The organism is Rugamonas brunnea (genome assembly GCF_014042345.1).
GTDB classification, from domain to species: Bacteria; Pseudomonadota; Gammaproteobacteria; order Burkholderiales; family Burkholderiaceae_D; genus Rugamonas; species Rugamonas brunnea.
In genome coordinates this window covers 194,945-214,486 of the sequence record NZ_JACEZT010000011.1, presented here as the reverse complement: position 1 = coordinate 214,486, position 19,542 = coordinate 194,945, and the positions used below count along the sequence as shown (strand labels likewise).

The 19,542-nt window shown below is 63.3% G+C and carries 18 protein-coding genes and 2 tRNA genes; 13 read left to right on the top strand and 7 right to left on the bottom strand.

The annotated features are described in order from the left end of the window. The first annotated feature begins 137 nt into the window (after positions 1-137). Positions 138-1,292, top strand: a complete 1,155-nt coding sequence (locus H3H37_RS17515) for an MFS transporter (protein WP_182164810.1) — start codon at positions 138-140, stop codon at positions 1,290-1,292. A 19-nt stretch (positions 1,293-1,311) separates the two neighbouring features. Here H3H37_RS17515 and H3H37_RS17510 read toward each other — a convergent pair whose 3' ends face one another. Together H3H37_RS17510 and H3H37_RS17505 are read right to left on the bottom strand one after the other, a co-directional pair. After that, on the bottom strand, positions 1,312-2,814 hold the full coding sequence (locus tag H3H37_RS17510) for an HDOD domain-containing protein (protein WP_182164808.1): 1,503 nt from the start codon (positions 2,812-2,814) through the stop codon (positions 1,312-1,314). Beyond that, complete coding sequence (locus H3H37_RS17505) at positions 2,811-4,484, bottom strand: putative bifunctional diguanylate cyclase/phosphodiesterase (protein WP_182164806.1); 1,674 nt, start codon at positions 4,482-4,484, stop codon at positions 2,811-2,813. Before H3H37_RS17505 ends, H3H37_RS17510 begins: the two co-directional genes overlap by 4 nt. Before the next feature lie 467 nt (positions 4,485-4,951). On the opposite strand from H3H37_RS17505, the gene H3H37_RS17500 reads away from it, so the two are divergent. The 4 genes from H3H37_RS17500 (at position 4,952) to H3H37_RS17485 (ending at position 8,348) form a co-directional block, all read left to right on the top strand. Continuing rightward, positions 4,952-6,637, top strand: a complete 1,686-nt coding sequence (locus tag H3H37_RS17500; protein WP_182164804.1) for an isovaleryl-CoA dehydrogenase — start codon at positions 4,952-4,954, stop codon at positions 6,635-6,637. 155 nt (positions 6,638-6,792) lie between these two features. Next, entirely contained in the window at positions 6,793-7,446 is a 654-nt protein-coding gene (upp, locus tag H3H37_RS17495) for a uracil phosphoribosyltransferase (RefSeq protein ID WP_182164802.1), read from the top strand. A 10-nt stretch (positions 7,447-7,456) separates the two neighbouring features. After that, on the top strand, positions 7,457-7,810 hold the full coding sequence (locus H3H37_RS17490; protein ID WP_182164800.1) for an Hpt domain-containing protein: 354 nt from the start codon (positions 7,457-7,459) through the stop codon (positions 7,808-7,810). 334 nt (positions 7,811-8,144) lie between these two features. After that, positions 8,145-8,348, top strand: a complete 204-nt coding sequence (locus tag H3H37_RS17485) for a cold-shock protein (RefSeq protein WP_107142119.1) — start codon at positions 8,145-8,147, stop codon at positions 8,346-8,348. A gap of 76 nt (positions 8,349-8,424) precedes the next feature. Here H3H37_RS17485 and H3H37_RS17480 read toward each other — a convergent pair whose 3' ends face one another. Continuing rightward, positions 8,425-9,336, bottom strand: a complete 912-nt coding sequence (locus H3H37_RS17480; RefSeq protein WP_182164798.1) for a LysR family transcriptional regulator — start codon at positions 9,334-9,336, stop codon at positions 8,425-8,427. A gap of 204 nt (positions 9,337-9,540) precedes the next feature. Here H3H37_RS17480 and aceB point away from each other — a divergent pair, with 204 nt between their 5' ends. Continuing rightward, on the top strand, positions 9,541-11,133 hold the full coding sequence (gene aceB, locus H3H37_RS17475; RefSeq protein ID WP_182164796.1) for a malate synthase A: 1,593 nt from the start codon (positions 9,541-9,543) through the stop codon (positions 11,131-11,133). Positions 11,134-11,273: 140 nt separating this feature from the next. Here the strand turns inward: aceB and gloB are convergent, their stop codons facing one another. Further along, the gene (gloB, locus tag H3H37_RS17470; protein WP_182164794.1) at positions 11,274-12,080 is read right to left on the bottom strand and encodes a hydroxyacylglutathione hydrolase; all 807 of its coding nucleotides are present in this window, start codon (positions 12,078-12,080) and stop codon (positions 11,274-11,276) included. Between the two features lie 20 nt (positions 12,081-12,100). Between gloB and H3H37_RS17465 the strand changes: the two genes are divergently transcribed. The 6 genes from H3H37_RS17465 to H3H37_RS17440 all read left to right on the top strand — a co-directional run bounded on the left by H3H37_RS17465 (position 12,101) and on the right by H3H37_RS17440 (position 16,191). Then, a complete protein-coding gene (locus tag H3H37_RS17465) occupies positions 12,101-12,895 on the top strand; it encodes a class I SAM-dependent methyltransferase (RefSeq protein WP_182164838.1) in 795 nt (264 codons plus the stop codon). Next, on the top strand, positions 12,888-13,331 hold the full coding sequence (rnhA, locus tag H3H37_RS17460) for a ribonuclease HI (protein WP_182164792.1): 444 nt from the start codon (positions 12,888-12,890) through the stop codon (positions 13,329-13,331). Before H3H37_RS17465 ends, rnhA begins: the two co-directional genes overlap by 8 nt. Before the next feature lie 83 nt (positions 13,332-13,414). Further along, positions 13,415-14,131, top strand: coding sequence for a DNA polymerase III subunit epsilon (gene dnaQ / locus H3H37_RS17455; RefSeq protein ID WP_182164790.1), 717 nt, complete (start codon positions 13,415-13,417; stop codon positions 14,129-14,131). A 69-nt stretch (positions 14,132-14,200) separates the two neighbouring features. After that, positions 14,201-14,275: transfer RNA gene (locus H3H37_RS17450), tRNA-Val, on the top strand. Between the two features lie 167 nt (positions 14,276-14,442). Beyond that, positions 14,443-16,032 (top strand): hypothetical protein, encoded by a 1,590-nt coding sequence (locus H3H37_RS17445; RefSeq protein WP_182164788.1) that lies wholly within the window; start codon positions 14,443-14,445, stop codon positions 16,030-16,032. An 84-nt stretch (positions 16,033-16,116) separates the two neighbouring features. After that, positions 16,117-16,191: transfer RNA gene (locus H3H37_RS17440), tRNA-Val, on the top strand. 81 nt (positions 16,192-16,272) lie between these two features. On the opposite strand, the gene H3H37_RS17435 is transcribed toward H3H37_RS17440, so the two are convergent. The 3 genes from H3H37_RS17435 to nirK are packed head-to-tail and all read right to left on the bottom strand — an operon-like array spanning position 16,273 to position 19,203. Beyond that, positions 16,273-16,896, bottom strand: a complete 624-nt coding sequence (locus H3H37_RS17435) for an SCO family protein (protein ID WP_182164786.1) — start codon at positions 16,894-16,896, stop codon at positions 16,273-16,275. After that, positions 16,893-17,660: a formylglycine-generating enzyme family protein gene (locus H3H37_RS17430; RefSeq protein WP_182164837.1), complete on the bottom strand. Its 768-nt coding sequence runs from the start codon at positions 17,658-17,660 to the stop codon at positions 16,893-16,895. The genes H3H37_RS17435 and H3H37_RS17430 overlap by 4 nt, the downstream gene beginning before the upstream one ends. A 46-nt stretch (positions 17,661-17,706) precedes the next feature. Continuing rightward, entirely contained in the window at positions 17,707-19,203 is a 1,497-nt protein-coding gene (nirK, locus tag H3H37_RS17425) for a copper-containing nitrite reductase (protein WP_182164784.1), read from the bottom strand. A 137-nt stretch (positions 19,204-19,340) separates the two neighbouring features. On the opposite strand from nirK, the gene H3H37_RS17420 reads away from it, so the two are divergent. Continuing rightward, a complete protein-coding gene (locus H3H37_RS17420) occupies positions 19,341-19,535 on the top strand; it encodes a hypothetical protein (RefSeq protein ID WP_182164782.1) in 195 nt (64 codons plus the stop codon). Positions 19,536-19,542: the final 7 nt, after the last annotated feature.

Genomic DNA, 19,542 nt, shown 5'->3' with positions numbered 1-19,542 from the left:
GACCGACAGGCGCGACTCTCATCGTGGCGCGGAGTACATCTCCAATTAGACGCCGGATAGATTTAAGCGAGCCTTCTTACAGCATACAAAAAATCAGCTTGCAAAAAAGAGGGTGACCATAGATTTTATTGCACTCTATGCCAGCCCAAGCCATCAGCTTCGCCCTGTTCCTGTGCGCCTACTATGCGCACGCGGGCACCTTCTCGACCTACGCCACGCTGTTTTTCGCCGGCAAAGGCATGAGCGTGGGCCAGATCGGCGTGCTGATGTCGATGATCCAGGTGCTGCGCATCGTCGGCCCGAACGTGTGGGGCTACGTGGCCGACCACAGCGAGCGGCGGGTGTGGGTGCTGCGCATGACGGGTGTGGCGGCGCTGACGGCGTTTTCCGGTTTCTTCTTCGGCCAGACCTTCGTCCAGTTCCTGCTGGCGATGGTGCTGCTGAACCTGTTCACCAGCGCCCAGGGGCCCTTATGCGAGGCGTTGATGCTATCGGAAATGCGGGGCGACCTGACTTACTATGGCCGCATCCGGCTGTGGGGATCGATCGGCTTCATCGCCAGCGTGATGGCGGCCGCCTACGCGCTCGACGCCTTTGGCATCATGGCCCTGCCGTGGATCGCGGGCGGGCTGCTGGTGTGCGTGGTGCTGGCCAGCCTGCGCCTGAAGGAGGTGAAGCGGCTGGAGCACAAGACGGCGCCGCCGCCGTTGTGGACGCTGCTGCGCCGGCGCGAGGTGATCGCGTTCTTCTGCTCCACGGCGCTGATGGTGTCGGCCCACACGGCGCTGTACACCTTCTACTCGCTGTACCTGGAACGCCATGGCTACAGCAAGGCCTTCATCGGGACAATGTGGTCGCTGGGGGTGACGGCGGAAGTACTGCTGTTCTATTTCCAGGCGCCGCTGTTCCGGCGCTGGGGCGCGCGGCGGCTGATGTATGCGGCGCTGGGCGTGGGCGTGCTGCGGTTCGCGCTGATCGGCGCCGCGCCGCAGCAGGTGGCGCTGCTGGCGGGCGCCCAGTTGCTGCACGCGGCCACGTTCGCGCTCCATCACTCGGCCTCGGTCACCACCTTGCAGCGCTGGTTCTCCGGACCGCTGCAGGCGCGCGGCCAGGCCTTGTTCATCAGCTTGTCGTATGGGATAGGGGGCTCGCTCGGAGGCCTGTTCCTGGCCCAGTGCTGGCAGCGCCTGGGGCCGCAGTCCGTGTATTACGTGGCGTCGATGATGGTGGCCGGCGCCGCCGTGGCGGCGGGCCTGTCGTTCCGCTGGCAGCGTGAGGATGGCCCGCGCTAGCGCGCCGCTGGTCCGTCGCTTAGCCGCCGCGGTTGACCACCACCGCTTCCAGCCGGTGCCGCCGTTCGACGGCCTTCACCACCAGCGCCCGCATGTCGTTAAGCAGCGCGAATTCCGTCTGGCTCAACTGGATCGGCGGGAAGCTCTCGTCCCAGTCGCCGTACAGGAAGCCGGCCGGCTGGCCGTTCGATGACAGCGGCAGGATCACGAAGCTGCGCGCGTCGGCCAGGGTATTCTTCCACCACAGGGGCAGCTTGGCGGCGAACTTGGCGTCCTTGGCGTTTTCGATGAAGATCACGCGGTCGCTGTTGAGGGCCGCGTGGAACACGTTGGGTTCATAGCTGTCGGAGAAGGTCATGTCCGGCAGGCGTTCCTTCACGCCTTCGCCAAAGCAGATCTTGGCCGCGTACTGGCCTTCCTTGCGGTTGCGCACAAAGGCCACGGCGCGCGAGAAGTCCAGGCCCTGGTACACGGTTTCGAGCGCGATCGACACCATCTGGCCGGGGCTGGCCGTATCGAGCACGTCGCGCATGTCGGCCAGGCCGGACAGCAGGATCTTGTTGCCCTCGGCGCGCTGGCGGGTGGTGGCCAGCGCCTTGGCGCGCCGTTCGGCCGGGCGCGACAGCGGGGCGATGGTGAGGTCTTCGGCGGCCACGATCTTGGCTTGCTCGATGGCGGCCATCAGGTTGTCCGGCTCCACGCCCAGCATGCCGGAATAGCGTTCCGTCAGTTTCTGCACGGCGGCCGCGCCGGCCGCGTCGTCGTGCCACAGCGAGTCGGCGCACAGGGCCGACATGGTCGACAGCCCGGCGATCCAGTCCGTGGGGCTCACTTCCTCGCCCGGTTCCACCGGCTCCAGCTTGCGCATGCCGTTGATCAGGCTTTGCGGCAGGCCCCAATGGCGGGCGGCGGCGTGGCCGATGTCTTCCAGGCTCAGGCCCAGCACTTCCGGCGCGATGTCGTCCACCGTCAGGCCTTCCGCGTCGGCCCGCTGTTGCAGGTCGTGCCAGCGTTCGGGCATGTAGAAGGTCAGCATCATGCGGCCCAGCGTGTGCAGCATCGAGCACACCACGGCTTCCTCGGCATGGCGGCTCTCGGCGCTGGTGGCAATCTGCTGGGCCACGATCCCGGCCAGCACCGCCTTTTCCATTTCGATGTGGGCGATGCCCGTGTCGGGCGAGGAGGCCGACAATTCTTCGATCAGCTTCAGGCCCAGGGCCAGGTGGCCGATGGCTTCCGTGCCCAGCACCAGCACCGCCTTGGAGACCGTATTGACGTGCTGGCCGAAGGCCGAATACATGCCGCTGTTGGCTAGCCGCAGCACCTTCTGGGTCAGGACGGGGTCCGACAGCACGGTGCGCGCCATGTCGAATTCCTGCTCGTCCTCGCCGCGCATGGCGCCCAGGATGGCGGTGATGGCCTTGGCGAAACCGGGCATGTCTCCCTGGCGGCGGGTGCAGTCCCACATCTCGGACAGGGTTTTGTCGCCCAGCGGGGTGGGGGCCTTGAAGCCGGCGTTCATTGGTGCACCTGGCGCAGTTCTTCCGGCAGCAGGTTGGCGTAGGTGCTCTCCTTGAGCGCCGTCATCGCCACATTGGCCGGCATGGGTTTGCCCGTCAGGTAGCCCTGGATGTACTGGCAGCCGCGGTCATCGAGGTAGCGCAGCTGTTCTTCCGTCTCCACCCCTTCTGCCACCACCGACAGGTCCAGGTGCTTGGCCAGGTCCAGTACGGCGTTGCAGATGGCGCCGTCCTTCTGTGAACCGGGCAGGTCGCGGATGAAGGTGCGGTCGATCTTGAGCACGGAGATGGGGAAGCGCTTGAGGTAAGCCAGCGACGAATAGCCGGTGCCGAAATCGTCGATCGCGATGCGCGCCTTGCGCAGCGCCATTTTCGACAGGATGGTCTCGGCATGGACCGGATCGACCATCAGGGTGCCTTCTGTAATTTCTAGAACCAATTGCTCACCAGATAAGCCAGAGAATGCGAGCGCGTCATCGAGCACGTCAAGGAATTTGTCGTTGCGGAATTGGCGCGGGCTGATATTAACGGAGATGTACAGGCGCCGCTTGCACACTTCTTCGAACTGTTTGAGCTGCACGCTGGCCGCCTTCAGCGCCCACGCGCCGAGCAGGTTGATCAGGCCATTGGTCTCGGCGATCGGAATGAAGCGCGCCGGCGGCACCATGCCCAGCGTGGGGTGCTTCCAGCGCATCAGGGTCTCGAAGCCCTGGATCTCGCGCGTGCGCGCGTCCACGATGGGCTGGTAATAGAGCAGGAACTCGCCTTCGCGCACGGCCTGGAACATGGCCGCTTCCAGCGAAATATCGTGTTCGGGCGGGCCGCTGTGCTTGGGGCTGTAGACCACGCAGCGGGCCTTGCCGGTTTCCTTGGCGCGCGACATGGCGGCGTCGGCCAGCGCCACCAGCCGCACTTCATCCTCGGCATGGTGGGGGTAGACCGACACGCCGACCGAGGCGCCCACATAGATGGTGTGGCTGTCGACTTCGAACGGCGATTGCAGGGTGGCGATCAGGCGCCCCGTGACCAGCTTGATCTGCGCTTCCGTGCTGGTGCCGGGCAGTACGGCCACGAATTCGTCGCCGCCCACGCGGGCCAGGGTGTCGCTGTCGCGCAGCGTCTTGCGCAGGCGCGCGGCGGCCATGCGCAGCACGGCGTCGCCGACCGGGTGGCCGAGGCCATCGTTGACTTTCTTGAAACCGTCGAGACCCACTGTGGCCACGGCGAAGCCCTGGCCGGAGCGGCGTGCGTTGGCGATCACCATCCGGATGCGGTCCGACAGCAGCAGGCGGTTGGGCAGTTCCGTCAGGCCGTCGTGGGTGGCCATGTGGCGCAGGCGCTCCTCGGTCGCGTGCTGGACCGACATGTCGCGGCCCACCACGAGGAATTCCGGCGCCTGTTCCAGATTGAGGAAGCACGATACGCGCAGTTCGAACCACACTTCATGTTCCGGGGTCTTCAGGCGCACTTCGACCAGGCTGGGCGCGAGCGATTGCAGTACCTCGGCCAACGCCGCCTTGAGCGCCGGCTGGTCGGCGGCCGCCACGTGGGCCGTCAGCAGGTCGCCGTGCAAGTCATGGGGGCTGGCGAGCAGGGCCACGGCGCGCTTGCTGGCGAACAGCAGCTGGCCTGGCTGGTTGAGTCTGAAGACAACATCGCCTGCCTCTTCCATGAGGTGATCTAATTCATGCCGCGAATCGCGCTGAGGCAGGGATGGGGAACTGGAAAGCATTGTAACGATCTAATCTCTCATTTTGTCGCGTAACAAATTTTACAACGTTTGGTGGCGGTCCATCAGGGCTGCGGCACGGCTGACTTGCAAAACCAGAACGAAATGTATCACTGATGGGAATGGATTTACATGAAAAAAGACAACATCTGCGCATGTTTTGATGAAATCGCGCCAGTTCTGCAGAAAAATCAGGCGCCAGAGGGGAAACGGCGGAATATTTCTTGAATTTCCGTCTACTTGACGAGCAATTGCTCGGTATTTGCGGCCGGGCCACGCTTGTCTAAAATCAAGGCAACAGGTGGACGTCGCGCCATATTCAAGCATTTGCTTGATTATGAAAAAATTCTCGATTAGGCTGTCAGCATCGCCACCCCGGCCCTGGACACTTTCCGCTTATGGAGTCAATGATGAATGCCTTCGATACCCACGCCGTCAGCAACACGGTCCCGCCGTTCGAGAACGTCAACCTGTTTGCCTGCGATCCCGCCTTGCGGGAAGCGCTGGAACGGGAGGGCGGCGCCAGCCAGGCTGCGTCGCTGCGTGCGCTGGGCGAGCGCCTGGGCCGCGCCGAGGTGCTGGACCTGGCCCGGCTGGCCAATCTGCACACGCCGCGCCTGCACAATTTCGACCGCGGGGGCCACCGCATCGATGAAGTGGAATTCCACCCGTCCTGGCACAGCCTGATGGCGCTGCTGATTGAAAACGGCGCCCACGCATCGCCGTGGGAGGAGCAGGGCGCGGGCGCACAAGTGGCGCGGGCGGCCCGCTACATGCTGTTTGGCCAGCTTGAGAACGGTTCCCAATGCCCGGTGACGATGACCTACGCCTCGGTGCCGGCCTTGCGCCAGGCGCCCCGGATCGCCGCCCGGTGGCTGCCCAAGATCTTGTCGCGCGAATATGATCCGCGTTCGCTGCCGGTTGAACAGAAGCGCGGCGCGCTGGTCGGCATGGGCATGACGGAAAAGCAGGGCGGCTCCGACGTGCGGGCCAATACCACGATGGCCGAGGCGCTGTCGCCCGACGAAGGCCGGCGCCTGTTCGGCGACGATGGCGAGGACGCGTGGCGCATCGTCGGCCACAAATGGTTCTTCTCGGCGCCCCAGAGCGACGCCCACCTGATCCTGGCGCAGACCGAGGCGCAGGGCAGTGCCGGCCTGAGCTGCTTCTTTGTGCCGCGCTTTTTGCCCAACGGCCAGCGCAACGCCATCCGTGTGCAGCGCCTGAAGGACAAGCTGGGCAACCGCTCCAACGCCTCGTCGGAAGTGGAATTCACGGGCGCCTACGGCTGGCTGGTGGGCAAGCTGGGACGCGGCATCCCCACCATCCTGGAGATGGGCAGCCATACCCGGCTCGACTGCGTGCTGGGCAGCGCCGGCACCATGCGCGCCGCGCTGACCCATGCGCTGCACCACGCGCGCCGCCGCCACGCGTTCGGCAAGGCGCTGTCCGAGCAGCCGCTGATGCAGAATGTACTGGCCGACCTGGCGCTGGAATCGGAGGCGGCCACCGCGTTTGCGCTGCGCCTGGCGCGCTGCTACGACGAGAGCGCCGAGCCGGCCCAGGCGCTGCTGGCGCGCGTGCTTACGCCGGCCGGCAAATACTGGATCTGCAAGCGCGGTCCGGCTTTCGGCGCCGAAGCGATGGAAGTGATCGGCGGCAGCGGCTACGTGGAAGACAGCCCGCTGGCGCGGCTGTACCGCGAACTGCCCGTCAATTCGATCTGGGAAGGCTCGGGCAACGTCATGTGCCTGGACTTGCTGCGCGCGCTGGGCAAGACGCCGGCCGCGCGCGACGCGCTGGCGGCCGAACTGGCGCTGGCCGGCGACGCCCATCCCGACTACGCGCGCTACACCGGCGCGCTGCTGGCCGACCTTAGCCAGCCGCAGACGGACGAATACGGCGCGCGCCGGCTGGCCGAACGCATCGTGCTGGCGGTGCAGGCCGGGCTGCTGCTGCGCCACGCGCCGGCGTACGTGTCGCAGGCGTTCGTCGCCTCGCGCCTGGCGCAGGGCGTGGCCGGCGCCTTCGGCCACCTGCCGGACGGCGTCGATTGCGCCGCCATCCTGGCGCGGGCACTGGTGGAGCCGGCATGATCTGAATTAATTTTCGTGAAACAGTTCCATCGCGGCGTGCGGGCTGGGATAATGCGGCTTACCCCCGTGCGGCTGACCACCGATAAAACGGCAACGCGCCCCGTCCCGTACCCCTGGGAGTGGCGGCGCCGTCCTGACACTGCGAGCTCATCACGATGAAACAAGATCCGCGTTTTCCCAACCTCTACATCACCAACCATCCCCTGATCCAGCACAAACTGAGCCACATGCGGGCCAAGGACACGTCCACCCGCACGTTCCGCGAGCTGCTGAAGGAAATCACGCTGTTGATGGGCTATGAGATCACGCGCGACCTGCCGCTGACCACCCGCACCATCGAAACCCCGCTGATGACGCTGGACGCGCCCGTGATCGCCGGCAAGAAGCTGGCCATCGTGCCCGTGCTGCGCGCCGGCATCGGCATGAGCGACGGCCTGCTGAACCTGATCCCGTCGGCCCGCGTGGGCCACATCGGCGTCTACCGCGATCCGGAAACCCATCAGCCGGTGGAATACCTGGTGCGCCTGCCCGACCTGGCCGAGCGCACCTTCATCCTGTGCGATCCGATGGTGGCGACCGGCAATTCGGCCGTGCACGCGGTGGACGTGCTCAAGTCGCGCGGCGTGAAGGACGAGCAGATCATCTTCCTGGCCCTGGTGGCCGCGCCGGAAGGCATCACCGTGTTCCAGAACGCCCATCCGGGCGTGAAGATCTATTGCGCCGCGCTGGACTCGCACCTGAACGACCATGCCTACATCGTGCCGGGCCTGGGCGACGCGGGTGATCGCATCTTCGGCACCAAGGGCTGACGGACGCGCCATGGCCACACTGAGCGACCAGGAATTCCATGCGCGCATGCAGGCGCTGAGCGACAAGTTCGCCGCCACCGTCCCCGTCACGCTGGACAAGATCACGGCCGCGCTGGCCGCCTGCCGCGCCGACGGGCCGGCCGGTCCCAGCCCGGACCACTTGCACGTTCTGCATGAGCTGCTGCATGGGGTGGCCGGTTCCGCCGGCACCTTCGGCTATGGCACGCTGGGCCAGTATTGCCGCGTCGTCGAGCAGCAGTTGCGGGCCGTGCTGGGCGGGCAGGCCGAGTGGCCGGTGGTGGCGCCCCAGGTGGATGCGCTGCTGCGCTGGGCGGCCCGCGATCCGCGTGCGCCGTCGTGGTAAGAAGAACAGCAAGTGTGGCGCGCTTGCTATTCTTTTTGACGCATCTCAAACCTAACGCTGTTTTTCAGGCTATAGTGACATCGTTACCTGTTAAAAGAGCAAGGTTGAGGTCGCTAAACGGTGCTAAAAGGCATGTCAGAATGCTGTAAGTGTCGGTTTTTACAGCTATTTTCAGCCTCTCGCATTTATTTTTGCGAAAACGTGCTTTTCTCTTGTAATTGGGTATAATGCGGCATCGTTTAGATTCAAGAGTAGTGCAGTTTGTCTGTCATTTCTTTCTTGCCTCAAACGATATCACGGGCGCAAGCCCAACTTAACTGAAATAGGAATTGTAATGGCAACTGGTATCGTAAAATGGTTCAATGACTCGAAGGGTTTCGGCTTTATCACCCCTGACGAAGGCGGCGAAGATCTGTTCGCTCACTTCTCGGCGATTCAGACGACCGGCTTCAAGTCGCTGCAAGAGAACCAACGTGTTTCTTTTGAAGTGACCGCTGGCCCTAAGGGCAAGCAAGCTTCGAACATTCAGCCACTGTAATACGCTGAGTCAAACGACATAAAGAAATCCTCGGTATCCGAGGATTTTTTTTCGTCTCAAGCTTTTGTTTTTGCCATTATTTCCATGCCTTGCGCCAATAATCGGGCTGGGCATAGGTGTGGCGCAGGAAGTCCACGAAGGCGCGGATGCGCAGCGGCAGGTGGCGGCGTTGCGCGAACACGGCGTAGATATCGTTGCCCGGCGCTGAATGCTGGTCCAGCACCGTCTGCAGCTGGCCCGACTCGATCTCGCTGCCCACTTCCCACATCGAACGCCAGGCCAGGCCCTTGCCAGCCAGCGCCCAGTCGTGCAGCACCTGGCCGTCATTGCAGCCCATATTGCCCGTCACTTTCAAGGTTACGATCTTGCCGCCGTCGCGGAAGGTCCAGCCGCGCTGGCTGCCTTCGCTGCTGATGGCCAGGCAGTTGTGCTTGGACAGGTCGGCCAGCGTCTTCGGTTCGCCGTAGCGTTTTAAATAGGCGGGCGCGGCCACCAGTACCCGCTCGTTGTCGGCCAGCTTGACGCTGACCAGGTTGGAGTCCGACAGGCTGGCGATGCGGATCGCCACGTCCACGCCTTCGCCGATCAGGTCCACCACGCGGTCGTTCAGGTTCAGCGTGCATTGCACGTCGCGGTGCTCGGCCAGGAAGGAGGGCAGCAGCGGCGCCACGTGCTGGCGGCCGAAGCCGGCCGGCGCCGAGATCATCAGGTGGCCGCTGGCGCGGGCGCTGCGCTCGGCCACGGCCGATTCCGCATCCTCCAGTTCGGCCAGGATGCGCTGGCAATCTTCAAGAAAGGCGGCGCCTTCGTTGGTCAGGGCCAGCTTGCGCGTCGTGCGTTGTAAAAGCTTCACACCGAGGCGCGCCTCCAATGCATCGAGCCGACGGCCTATCATGGCCGGCGCGATGCCCTCGGCACGGGCGGCGGCCGACAGGCTGCCCTTGGAAACGACTTCGACGAAGGTGGAGATTTGCCTGAACTGACCCATGGATGCCTGTTGCCCGTCACTTGTGTGAAAAACGCAAAGATGAAGTGATTTTTAGTCTTGTTTGCATAACTAAATAGTGAATATACTTGAAAACAGATCGTGATGTAACCGAGTCTGGACACTAAAAGATTCGGTTAGCAACAAGATTAGCAACGCTTATACTTTCGGATAGCAGTTCACTTTACCTTATACGGAGAGACATCCATGACGACCATCAACGTACCGGCTGGTATGCAAATTACGGGCGAGATCAAGCCCGGCTACGAACAGATTTTGACGCCGGACGCGCTCGCCCTGGTGGTCAAGCTGTCGCGCGCGTTCGAGTCGCGCCGCCAGGAACTGCTGGCCGTGCGCGTTGAGCGCGCCAAGCGCCTGGACGCCGGCGAGCGTCCTGACTTCCTGCCAGAGACGGCCCACATCCGTAACGGCGACTGGAAGATCGCCCCGATTCCGAAGGCGCTGGAATGCCGCCGCGTGGAAATCACCGGCCCGGTCGAGCGCAAGATGGTCATCAACGCCTTCAACTCGGGCGCCGACAGCTACATGACCGACTTCGAAGATTCGAACACCCCGAACTGGGACAACCAGATCACCGGCCAGATCAACATGTTCGACGCCGTGCGCCGCACCATCTCGCTGGAGCAGAACGGCAAGTCGTACAAGCTGAACGACAAGATCGCCACCCTGGTCGTGCGTCCACGCGGCTGGCACCTGGATGAGAAGCACGTGCTGGTTGACGGCAAGCGCATCTCCGGCGGTATCTTCGACTTCGCCCTGTTCATGTTCCACAACGCCAAGGAACAGCTGGCCCGCGGCGCCGGCCCATACTTCTACCTGCCGAAGATGGAATCGCACCTGGAAGCCCGTCTGTGGAACGACATCTTCGTCATGACCCAGAACGAACTGGGCCTGGCGCAAGGCACCATCAAGGCCACCGTGCTGATCGAAACCATCCTGGCTGCGTTCGAGATGGACGAGATCCTGTACGAACTGCGTGAACACAGCTCGGGCCTGAACGCCGGCCGTTGGGACTACATCTTCTCCTGCATCAAGAAGTTCAAGCTGGACAAGGACTTCTGCCTGGCCGACCGCGCCAAGGTGACGATGACCTCGCCGTTCATGCGCGCTTACGCCTTGCTGCTGCTGAAGACCTGCCACAAGCGCAATGCACCTGCCATCGGCGGTATGGCCGCGCTGATCCCGATCAAGAACGATCCGGAAAAGAACGAAGTGGCGATGGGCGGCGTGCGCAACGACAAGGCACGCGACGCGACCGACGGCTACGACGGCGGCTGGGTGGCGCACCCAGGCCTGGTGGACCTGGCCATGGCCGAGTTCAAGAAAGTGCTGGGCGACAAGCCTAACCAGATCGAGAAGCAGCGTCCTGACGTGAACGTCACGGCCGCCGAACTGCTGGACTTCAAGCCAGAAACGCCGATCACGGAAGCAGGCCTGCGTTACAACATCAACGTTGGTATCCACTACCTGGGCAGCTGGCTGGCAGGCAATGGTTGCGTGCCTATCCACAACCTGATGGAAGACGCCGCCACGGCCGAAATCAGCCGCTCGCAAGTGTGGCAGTGGATTCGTTCCACCAAGGGTGTGCTGGAAGATGGCCGCAAAGTCACGGCCGAGATGGTCCGCGCCATGATTCCGGAAGAGCTGGCCAAAGTGCAGCGTGACGCGCCAGGCGGCGAAGGCCCGACCTACCCACGCGCCGCGCAGATCTTCGAGGAAATGTCGACGTCCGAATCGTTCGCCGAGTTCCTGACCCTGCCGCTGTACGAAGAAATCTAAGTTTCACAGCATGCCGCCCCCGGGCGGCATCAAAACAAAGGGCAAGTCCGCCAGTGCGGACTTGCCCTTTTTTTGTCGGCCGGTTCGGTCGGCGCAGACCCTGGCGCCAGGGCGGAGAGTCTGCTCCTAACGGCAAGCTCTCAGAAGTCGTTCTTCCACAAGCGCAATGCCGTGAACGTGGCCAGCGCCGTGTCGCCCGGCGACAGGCGGTCGGCCTTGACCAGTTGCGCGGCGATGGCCGGGTCACGGTAGCGCAGGAAGGGGTTGGTGGCCTTCTCGACGCCGAGCGTGCTCGGCACGGTGGGCAGGTCATGCTCGCGCCGGTCCGTTTCCACCACGACGCGCTCGCGCAGGGCTTCGTTGTCCGGGTCCACCACGCGCGCGAAGCGCAGGTTGGACAGGGTGTACTCGTGGGCGCAGAAGATCTTGGTGTCGTCGGGCAGGGCGGCCAGCTTGCCAAGTGAGCTGATCATCTGCGCCGGCGTGCCCTCGAACAGGCGGCCGCAACCGCCGGCGAACAGGGTGTCGCCGCAGAACAACCACGTCGGTTCGTCGTCCGTCGCCTCGCGCACGTAGGCGATGTGGCCCATGGTGTGGCCCGGCACATCCAGCACCGACAGGTGCAAATCCAGTCCCGGCACGTCGATGCGCTTGCCTTCGCCCACCGGCAGCGTGACACCGGCGATGCGTTCGTTGCGCGGTCCGAAAACAGGAACCGGATAATGCTGTAATAATGCAGGCACGCCCCCGATATGGTCAGCGTGGTGGTGGGTGAGTAAAATGGCAGTCAGCTTGAGGCCGTTTTCCTTCAGCGCCGCCAGGATGGGCTTGGCATCACCGGGGTCGACCACGGCGGCATGCGTGCCATCATGTATCAGCCACAGATAGTTGTCTTGAAAAGCAGGTACCGTGAGGACGTGTAACGTGTGGGGAGTTGAGATGGTCATTGGGTCACGAAAGGCTAGGCATGGATAACGCTGCATCCGACCAATCCATTATAGCGCTGGACGGCTGGCTGCAAACCCCGGCAGGCAGGTACTTGTGTGAGTGGGAACAAACCTGCCTCGATAATCTGACGGCGGATATCTTCGGTTTCAATGCCCTGCAGATCGGCATGCCGCAAATTAATGCGCTGGCGGCCAACCGTATGCCTTACCAGTGGCTGGCCGACAACCGCGTGCGCCCGCGCAGCGTGGGCGCCGCGCCGGAAGATGTGCCGCGCCAGGTGGCCGTGGCGCTCGACTACACGGAACTGCCGTTCGCGTCGCAAAGCATCGACCTCGTCGTGCTGCCCCATGTGCTGGAATTTTCCCCTGAACCGCACCAGGTGCTGCGTGAGGTGGAGCGGGTGCTGATACCGGAAGGGCAGGTCATCATCTGCGGCTTCAACCCGGCCAGCCTGTGGGGCGCGCGTCAGGCGGTGGGGCGGGTGACCGGGTCCGATTTCCTGCCGCGGGCGCAGGAGCTGATCTCTATGCCACGCATGCGCGACTGGTTAAAATTATTGAATCTGGGCGCCAGCCAGAGCCACTTCGGCTGCTACGCGCCCGCCTGTCGCACGGAAAAGTGGCTGCACCGCTACGCCTTCATGGATAATGCGGGCGCGCGCTGGTGGCCGTATCTGGGCGGCGTGTATATCGTGCAGGCCATCAAGCGCGTGAAAGGCATGCATTTGATCGGTCCGGCATGGACCAAACGAACGGCGGCGGCCCCGGTGGCCGTGCCGGTAACCAACAAGAGGCGGAAACAGCAGGATGGATAAAGTCGATATTTTTGCCGATGGCGCATGCAAGGGTAACCCCGGCACGGGCGGCTGGGGCGCATTGATGGTGGCCGACGGGGCAGAAAAGGAAATTTTCGGCGGCGCGTTGAATACCACCAATAACCGCATGGAATTGCAGGCCGTGATCGAGGCGCTCAACGCGCTCAAGCGCCCTTGCGCCGTGACGCTGTACACGGACAGCCAGTATGTGCAAAAAGGCATCAGCGAGTGGATACACGGCTGGAAGGCGCGCGGCTGGAAGACGGCGGCCAAGGAGCCGGTCAAGAACGAGGATTTGTGGAAGGCGCTGGACGCGGCCCAGGCCGTGCACCAGGTCGAATGGCGCTGGGTGCGCGGCCACAATGGCCACCCCGGCAATGAGCGGGCCGACATGCTGGCCAACCGTGGCGTGGATTCCGTGCGCAACAAGCGCTAGGCAAGCGCGTCCGCGCCAGCGCCGGGCCGCGCTTTGTTATACTGCGCGGCTCGCTTCAGCAACCGTTCATTCAGGCAGACCTCATGCGTCAAATCGTACTCGATACCGAAACCACCGGCATCAATCCCAAACTGGGCAACCGCATCATCGAAATCGGCTGTGTCGAATTGCACAACCGCATGTTGACGGGTAATAACTACCACGTCTACATCAACCCGGAGCGCGATTCGGAAGAGGGCGCATTGAACGTCCACGGCCTGACGACCGAGTTCCTGAGCGACAAGCCCAAGTTCCATGAGATCGTCGAGGAGTTGCGCGCCTACGTGGCCGGGGCCGAAGTCATCATCCACAACGCGCCGTTCGACCTGGGCTTCCTGAACCACGAATTCAAGCGCCTGAACCTGCCGGACTTTACCGACCACGTGGGCAAGGTGATCGACACGCTGGTGCAGGCCAAGGAACTGCATCCGGGCAAGCGCAACTCGCTGGACGCGCTGTGCGACCGCTATGGCGTGTCGAACTCGCACCGCAAATTGCACGGCGCATTGCTGGACGCGGAGCTGCTGGCCGACGTCTACCTGGCCATGACACGCGGCCAGAACAGTCTGGGCATGGATGTGGAGGAAGAAGTGAGCGCGGGCGGCGCCAGCCTGGAACAGGTGGCGCTGGCCGACATCATCGTCGTGCCTGCCTCGGAAGCCGAACTGGCGGCCCACGAGGATACCTTGAACGGGCTGGACAAGGCCGTCAAAGGCAGCTGCATCTGGCGCGCCTTGAGCGCCCCGCCGGCCGCAGCGTGAAATTTTAGGGAATTTTCGCTGCAACCCTTCCATTTTCCTAAAGTTGTATGCGATAATTCGCCCCGCTTCGGGAGGTTAGCTCAGGGGTAGAGCACTGCATTCACACTGCAGGGGTCGCAAGTTCGAAACTTGCACTTCCCACCAGGATTCAAGACGAAAAGGCTTACGAGAATACTCGTAAGCCTTTTTTGTTTTGGGCGGCGCGCCTCGCGCGAGGGGAGAATGCTTGAGAATTCAGTGCGTGCCACGTAGTTATAATGGAACAATTGATTTAAAGTCACCCTCCATCAACCTCTACCGGCTCCCTGCGCATGCCCAACCTCGTCGTATCACCCACCGGCCGTTCGGCGGCCTACGCGCCATCGGCCGCTTTGGCCGTGGAGCAAGCGCTTCCTGCCGCTGCCCCTGCGGCGCCCGCCGGCGGCGTCAAGCTCAGTCCTGAAGGCCTTGCCGCCATCCGTCAGGACGCGGTACAAGGTCCGGATCCGGACGCCACGCCTTTGCAGTGGGAATCGCCCGCGCGCGACAAAATCACTTCCCTGCTTGCTCGCAACTTTTTCCAGCCATCGCTGGCCGGGCGGCTGCATGGCCTGGGCAGCGCCTTGCTGGCGCGTTTCTATGGTGATGGCGCCGATATCACGCAGTCGGCGCGTCAGCCGCGCAACGGCGCCGAACTGTATTCGCCGGCGGCGGCAGCCGCATTGGCCAAGCCCGTCGCACACGGCCAGGGCGACAATCGGATTGCGCTCAGTATTGCCACCACCAGTGGCGCGCAAGTGTCGTTAACGCTCGACAGCGGTGACGATGGCCTGGCCGTGCAGATGAAGACCACCGGCACGCTGAATCCGGCCGAACGCGCCGCGCTCGCCAAACTGTCGGACGCATTCCAGGAGGCGGTGGATGGCATCGCCCAGAGTCCGCCGCAACTGAAGCTGGGCGGTATGCTGCAATTCGATCCGGCCGTGCTGGCGTCGGTGGACCTGCACAGCGTGGTCAAGGTGGCGACCGAACCGGAAACCACGCAAACGCTGGACTTGCATGCGGACGGCGCGCATCGCAAAGTCAGCTTCAGCGGCGCTGCCGGCGCTGTGAACGTCAACGTCGACATGAGCCAGATCGCGGCCCTGGGCAACAAGGCGCAGCAGGCTGCGGCCGTGGGCAGCTATTTGCAGCAGGTTGACCTTGCTGCTGCGCGCGGCCATGGCGATGCGTCACTGGTGGCGATGTTCAAAGATGCGTTCGCTGAGATGAACAGCGGCTATGACGCGGCCAGCGTGCCGGCGACGCAGGGCGCCGGTGTGGGCGGGCTCACACTGTCCGGCGAGGACCATGCGCTGCTGACGGGCCTGGCTGATTTCGATGCGGGGATTACGCAAACGTCGAAGTCGGTCAACCGCATGCGTCCCGCCGAGCACGATGGTTTTTCGTATCAGGTCTCGCAAAGCACGAGCATCGGCGGGCGCAGCCAGGGCAATCGCTTTATCGCCCAGCATCAGCGTTCGCAACTGAGCGCCAGCTACCACATGCCCGCCGTGCCGGGCGGCCAGTTGCGCCTCGACGGCGGCCCCGAAGATCAAAACTATGATTATTACCAGATCGACGACAACGCCAGTTCGGACGCCATGATGGCGTATGACCAGGGGCATCTGAAAACGGCCTCGTTGCGCCAGTCCGCCGAGCAATCTACCCACGTGATGAAGTATGCGATGGGCAAGCTGATCGCGGATCGCACGACGCCGAACCAGCACAGCTTGCAGCGCGACCTGGTGGAAGCGCTGGCGCCCGATCTGAAGGGGGAGCGCCCGCGCTCGCTCGATGAGATCCAGCGTCGTCAGCAGCAGTTGCGGGAGGTCGCAGGACTGGTGCCGTTACAGGCTTACGGCACTGCACCTGGCGTTTAAGCCAGCGATCCACACTTTTTTCTGTCATGTTGAAAAATGGTCTTCCCAAGCTGGCTGTTTATGTGTGATAATTCGCCCCGCTTCGGGAGGTTAGCTCAGGGGTAGAGCACTGCATTCACACTGCAGGGGTCGCAAGTTCGAAACTTGCACTTCCCACCAGAATACAAAAAGGCTTGCGCGCAAACGCAAGCCTTTTTTCATTGGCGCCCGCAAATTGATGCGGGCAATGCTGCGCACGAATCAGTGCGCCGCCGGCGCCGCCACCGTATCCTTGATCAGTTTGACGAACTCGGGATCGACCGCGCCGATCTTGCCGGTGCGGCCCAGCACCCGGCCATCGCCGTCGAGCAGCACCAGCACCGTGGTGTGGTTGTATTCGCCGCTCTCCAGCCGGCGATACTGGATATCGAGCGTGGCCGCGATCTTGCGCACGCTGGCCGCGTCTGTGCGGGCCACGGTCCAGTGGCTCGGGTCCAGTTCGCGCTGGCGCGCCACCTTCTTGAGCGCCTTGAGATCGTCGCGTGCGGGATCGAACGTGATCAGCAGCATGGAGAGGCGGTCGCGGGTGTCCTGGTCCAGCGCCGCCTGCGTCTGGCGCATGGTGTCGATCAGCATCGGGCAGACGAATTCGCACGAGTTGTAGAACATGCTGACCAGCACCGGGTGGCCGCGCAGGTCGCGCAGCTTGAACGGCTTGCCATCCTGGTTGTTCAGGGTGGCGGGCAGTTGGTAGAGCGAGGTGGCCGGCAAGGCCGATGCCGGTGCCGGGGCCGCTGGCGCATCCGTGGCCGACGCGGGCAGGGCCAGCGCGCACCAGGACGACAGCAGCAGGGCGGACAGATGGGTGCGGAGCGTGGTGTTCATTTCTTTTCCTTGGTCAGGCTACGCGCGCAGCGAAAGCCCAGGTCGTTGGTGCTGTCGGCGCCTTTGAGCGAGGACAGCAGCGCCACCCGCATCAGGATGGCGAAATTGTCGCGGTCTTGCAGGCTGATGGCGCCGGCGCCGCAGTATTGCAGCTTCTCCGGGTCGCCCTGGTCACGGCTGTCGGCGCTCACCAGCAGGGCGTTGAAATCATCGACCCATTCCCAGATCAGGCCGTGCATGTCGCGGATGCCATAGAAGTTCGGTTTGCCGCCGATCGGTCCGTGGCTGCCGTTCGACGCCTGTGAATACCAGGCCAGGATGCGGGCGCGCCAGGCCGGGTCCTTGCGCGCGTCGCGCCGGTGCTCGTCGGCCGCCGCCACGTATTCCCACTCATACCAGGTGGGCAGCCGGGCTTGTTCGCTTTCGCAAAAGGCTTGCGCCGCGAACCAGCTGACGTTGGTGACCGGTTGTTTGCCGAGATCGCCGGCGTCAGCGGCGTCGGCGGCCTCGTACTGGCGCAGGTAATTGGCGTCGACGAAGATGGGCGGCGCCGTGCCCCGTTGCCATTCCGGGTGCGCGGCGAGGAAGGCCTGGAACTCGCCATTGGTGACCGGTTCGCTGCGCATGGCGAAGCGGTCCACCTTGACGGGCGGGTTGCCCGCGTTTCCGCCCGAGAGCACGGTGACAAGCCGGCCCGCCGGCACAGCCACATAATCGGCCGCGCCGGCGTCGCCTCCCCATGCCAGCAGCGCTGCGGCCAGCATGGGGAGGAGCTTGCTTGTCAGTGGCAGCTTCACGTCGCGACCCGCGTTAGTGGCCAGCCTGTGCCTTGGGTGCCGGCTTGGCGCGGGCTGCCTTGACGTCGGCAGCCTTGATCTGGCCGCCCTTGTTGTCCCAGCTGTTGAGCACGTAGGTCAGGATGTTGGCCACCTCGTCGTCGTTCAACTGGTTCATCGGAGGCATCACCGAGTCATACTGCTTGCCGTTCACCTGGACCTTGCCCGTCAGGCCGTGCAGCACAATGCCCACGGCGCGCTTGGGATCGGCGTTCAGGAAATCGGACTTGGCCAGTGGCGGGAACACGCCCGGCAAGCCCTCGCCATTGGCCTGGTGGCAGACCGAGCATGTACCGGCGAACAGCGCCTTGCCGGCGTTGCTCTGTTCTTGCACGGTCAGGTTGCCACTGGCGGCGGCGGCCGTGGCCGTCGCGACGGCTTTCAGGTTGGGCGCGGCGCGGTCGCCCAGGTAGACGGAGTCAACTTCCTTGCCGGAGTAGATGGTCTTGTCTTCAGGGCCGTCCACCTTGAGGATGGCCAGCGCGCCCTTGTTGAACGCGCGGAAGATCGAGTGGTCCACCATCACATAACTGCCCGGCACCTTGGTGGTGAATTCCGCGATGGCGGCGCCGCCGGCCGGAATCAGCGTGGTCTGGACGTTGGTCTGGCTGTTGGTGCCGCCTTCGAAGCGCACCCGGTCGAAGATGGCGCCGATCACGTGGAAGCTGGACACCATGTTGGGGCCGCCATTGCCGATGAACAGGCGCACCGATTCGTTGGTCTTGGCCTTGATCGCGTTGTCGCCCGTGAGCGCGCCCTCGGCGCCGTTGAACAGCACGTAGGTGGGCTTCTCGTCGATGGCTTTTTCCATGTCGAACGGCTGCAAGCCTTTTTCGCGGTATTTGCCGGTGGTGTAGAAGTCACCCTGCATCACGTAGTACTCGTGGTCGACGGGCGGCAAGCCTTCCGGCGGTTCCACCAGGATCAGGCCATACATGCCGTTGGCCACGTGCATGCCGACCGGCGCCGTGGCGCAGTGGTACACATAGATGCCCTCGTTGAGCGCCTTGAACGTGAATTGCGATTCATGGCCTGGCGCGGTGAAGCTGGAGGCGGCGCCGCCGCCCGGGCCCGTCACGCCGTGCAGGTCTATGTTGTGGGGCATCTTGCTGGACGGATGGTTCTTGAGGTGGAACTCCACCGTGTCACCCTGGCGCACACGGATGAAGCTGCCCGGCACGGAGCCGCCGAAGGTCCAGAACGTGTACGTGACGCCTTCCGAGATCGGCATCTGCTTTTCCACCACTTCCAGGTTCACGATGACCTTGGCCGGATAGTGGCGGTTGGTGGGCGGCGGCACCATGGGCGGGCTGGTCAGCACGGCCGTGATCGGTGCGCCCTGGGGCGGGCCGAAGTCGCCAGGATATTTGCTGGCTTCGGCCGCGTGGACCGAGGGCAGCCCGGCCATCAACGCTGCGCATAGTCCGGCGGCGCGTAGCAGGGTAGACAAGGACAAGGTGGAAGTTTGCATGGCGATACCCTTTTCTTATAGTCCCGGCCTGGCAGCGCCGGATTCGTTGGGAAGCATTCAAATAATATTTCTACAACGTCGGTCTTGATGCGTGTCAAAGACTGCTACAGGTATACCTGATGGTATATGGAAAATAGTTGACCCAGATCAAATTGGCAACAAATCAAGCCGTTCAGAGGGGCGGTGGCGGCGTCAAAGATACAATCTATTACATCTTTCAAATAAAACCTTGTCTACCTGAAATGTTTGGATTTCGTTTAGTCATTAACCAAGCCGCAAGCAGGGCAGCCGCCCGCCGCGGACTGGGCATGACAAACAGCCACAATATTTAAGAATGGG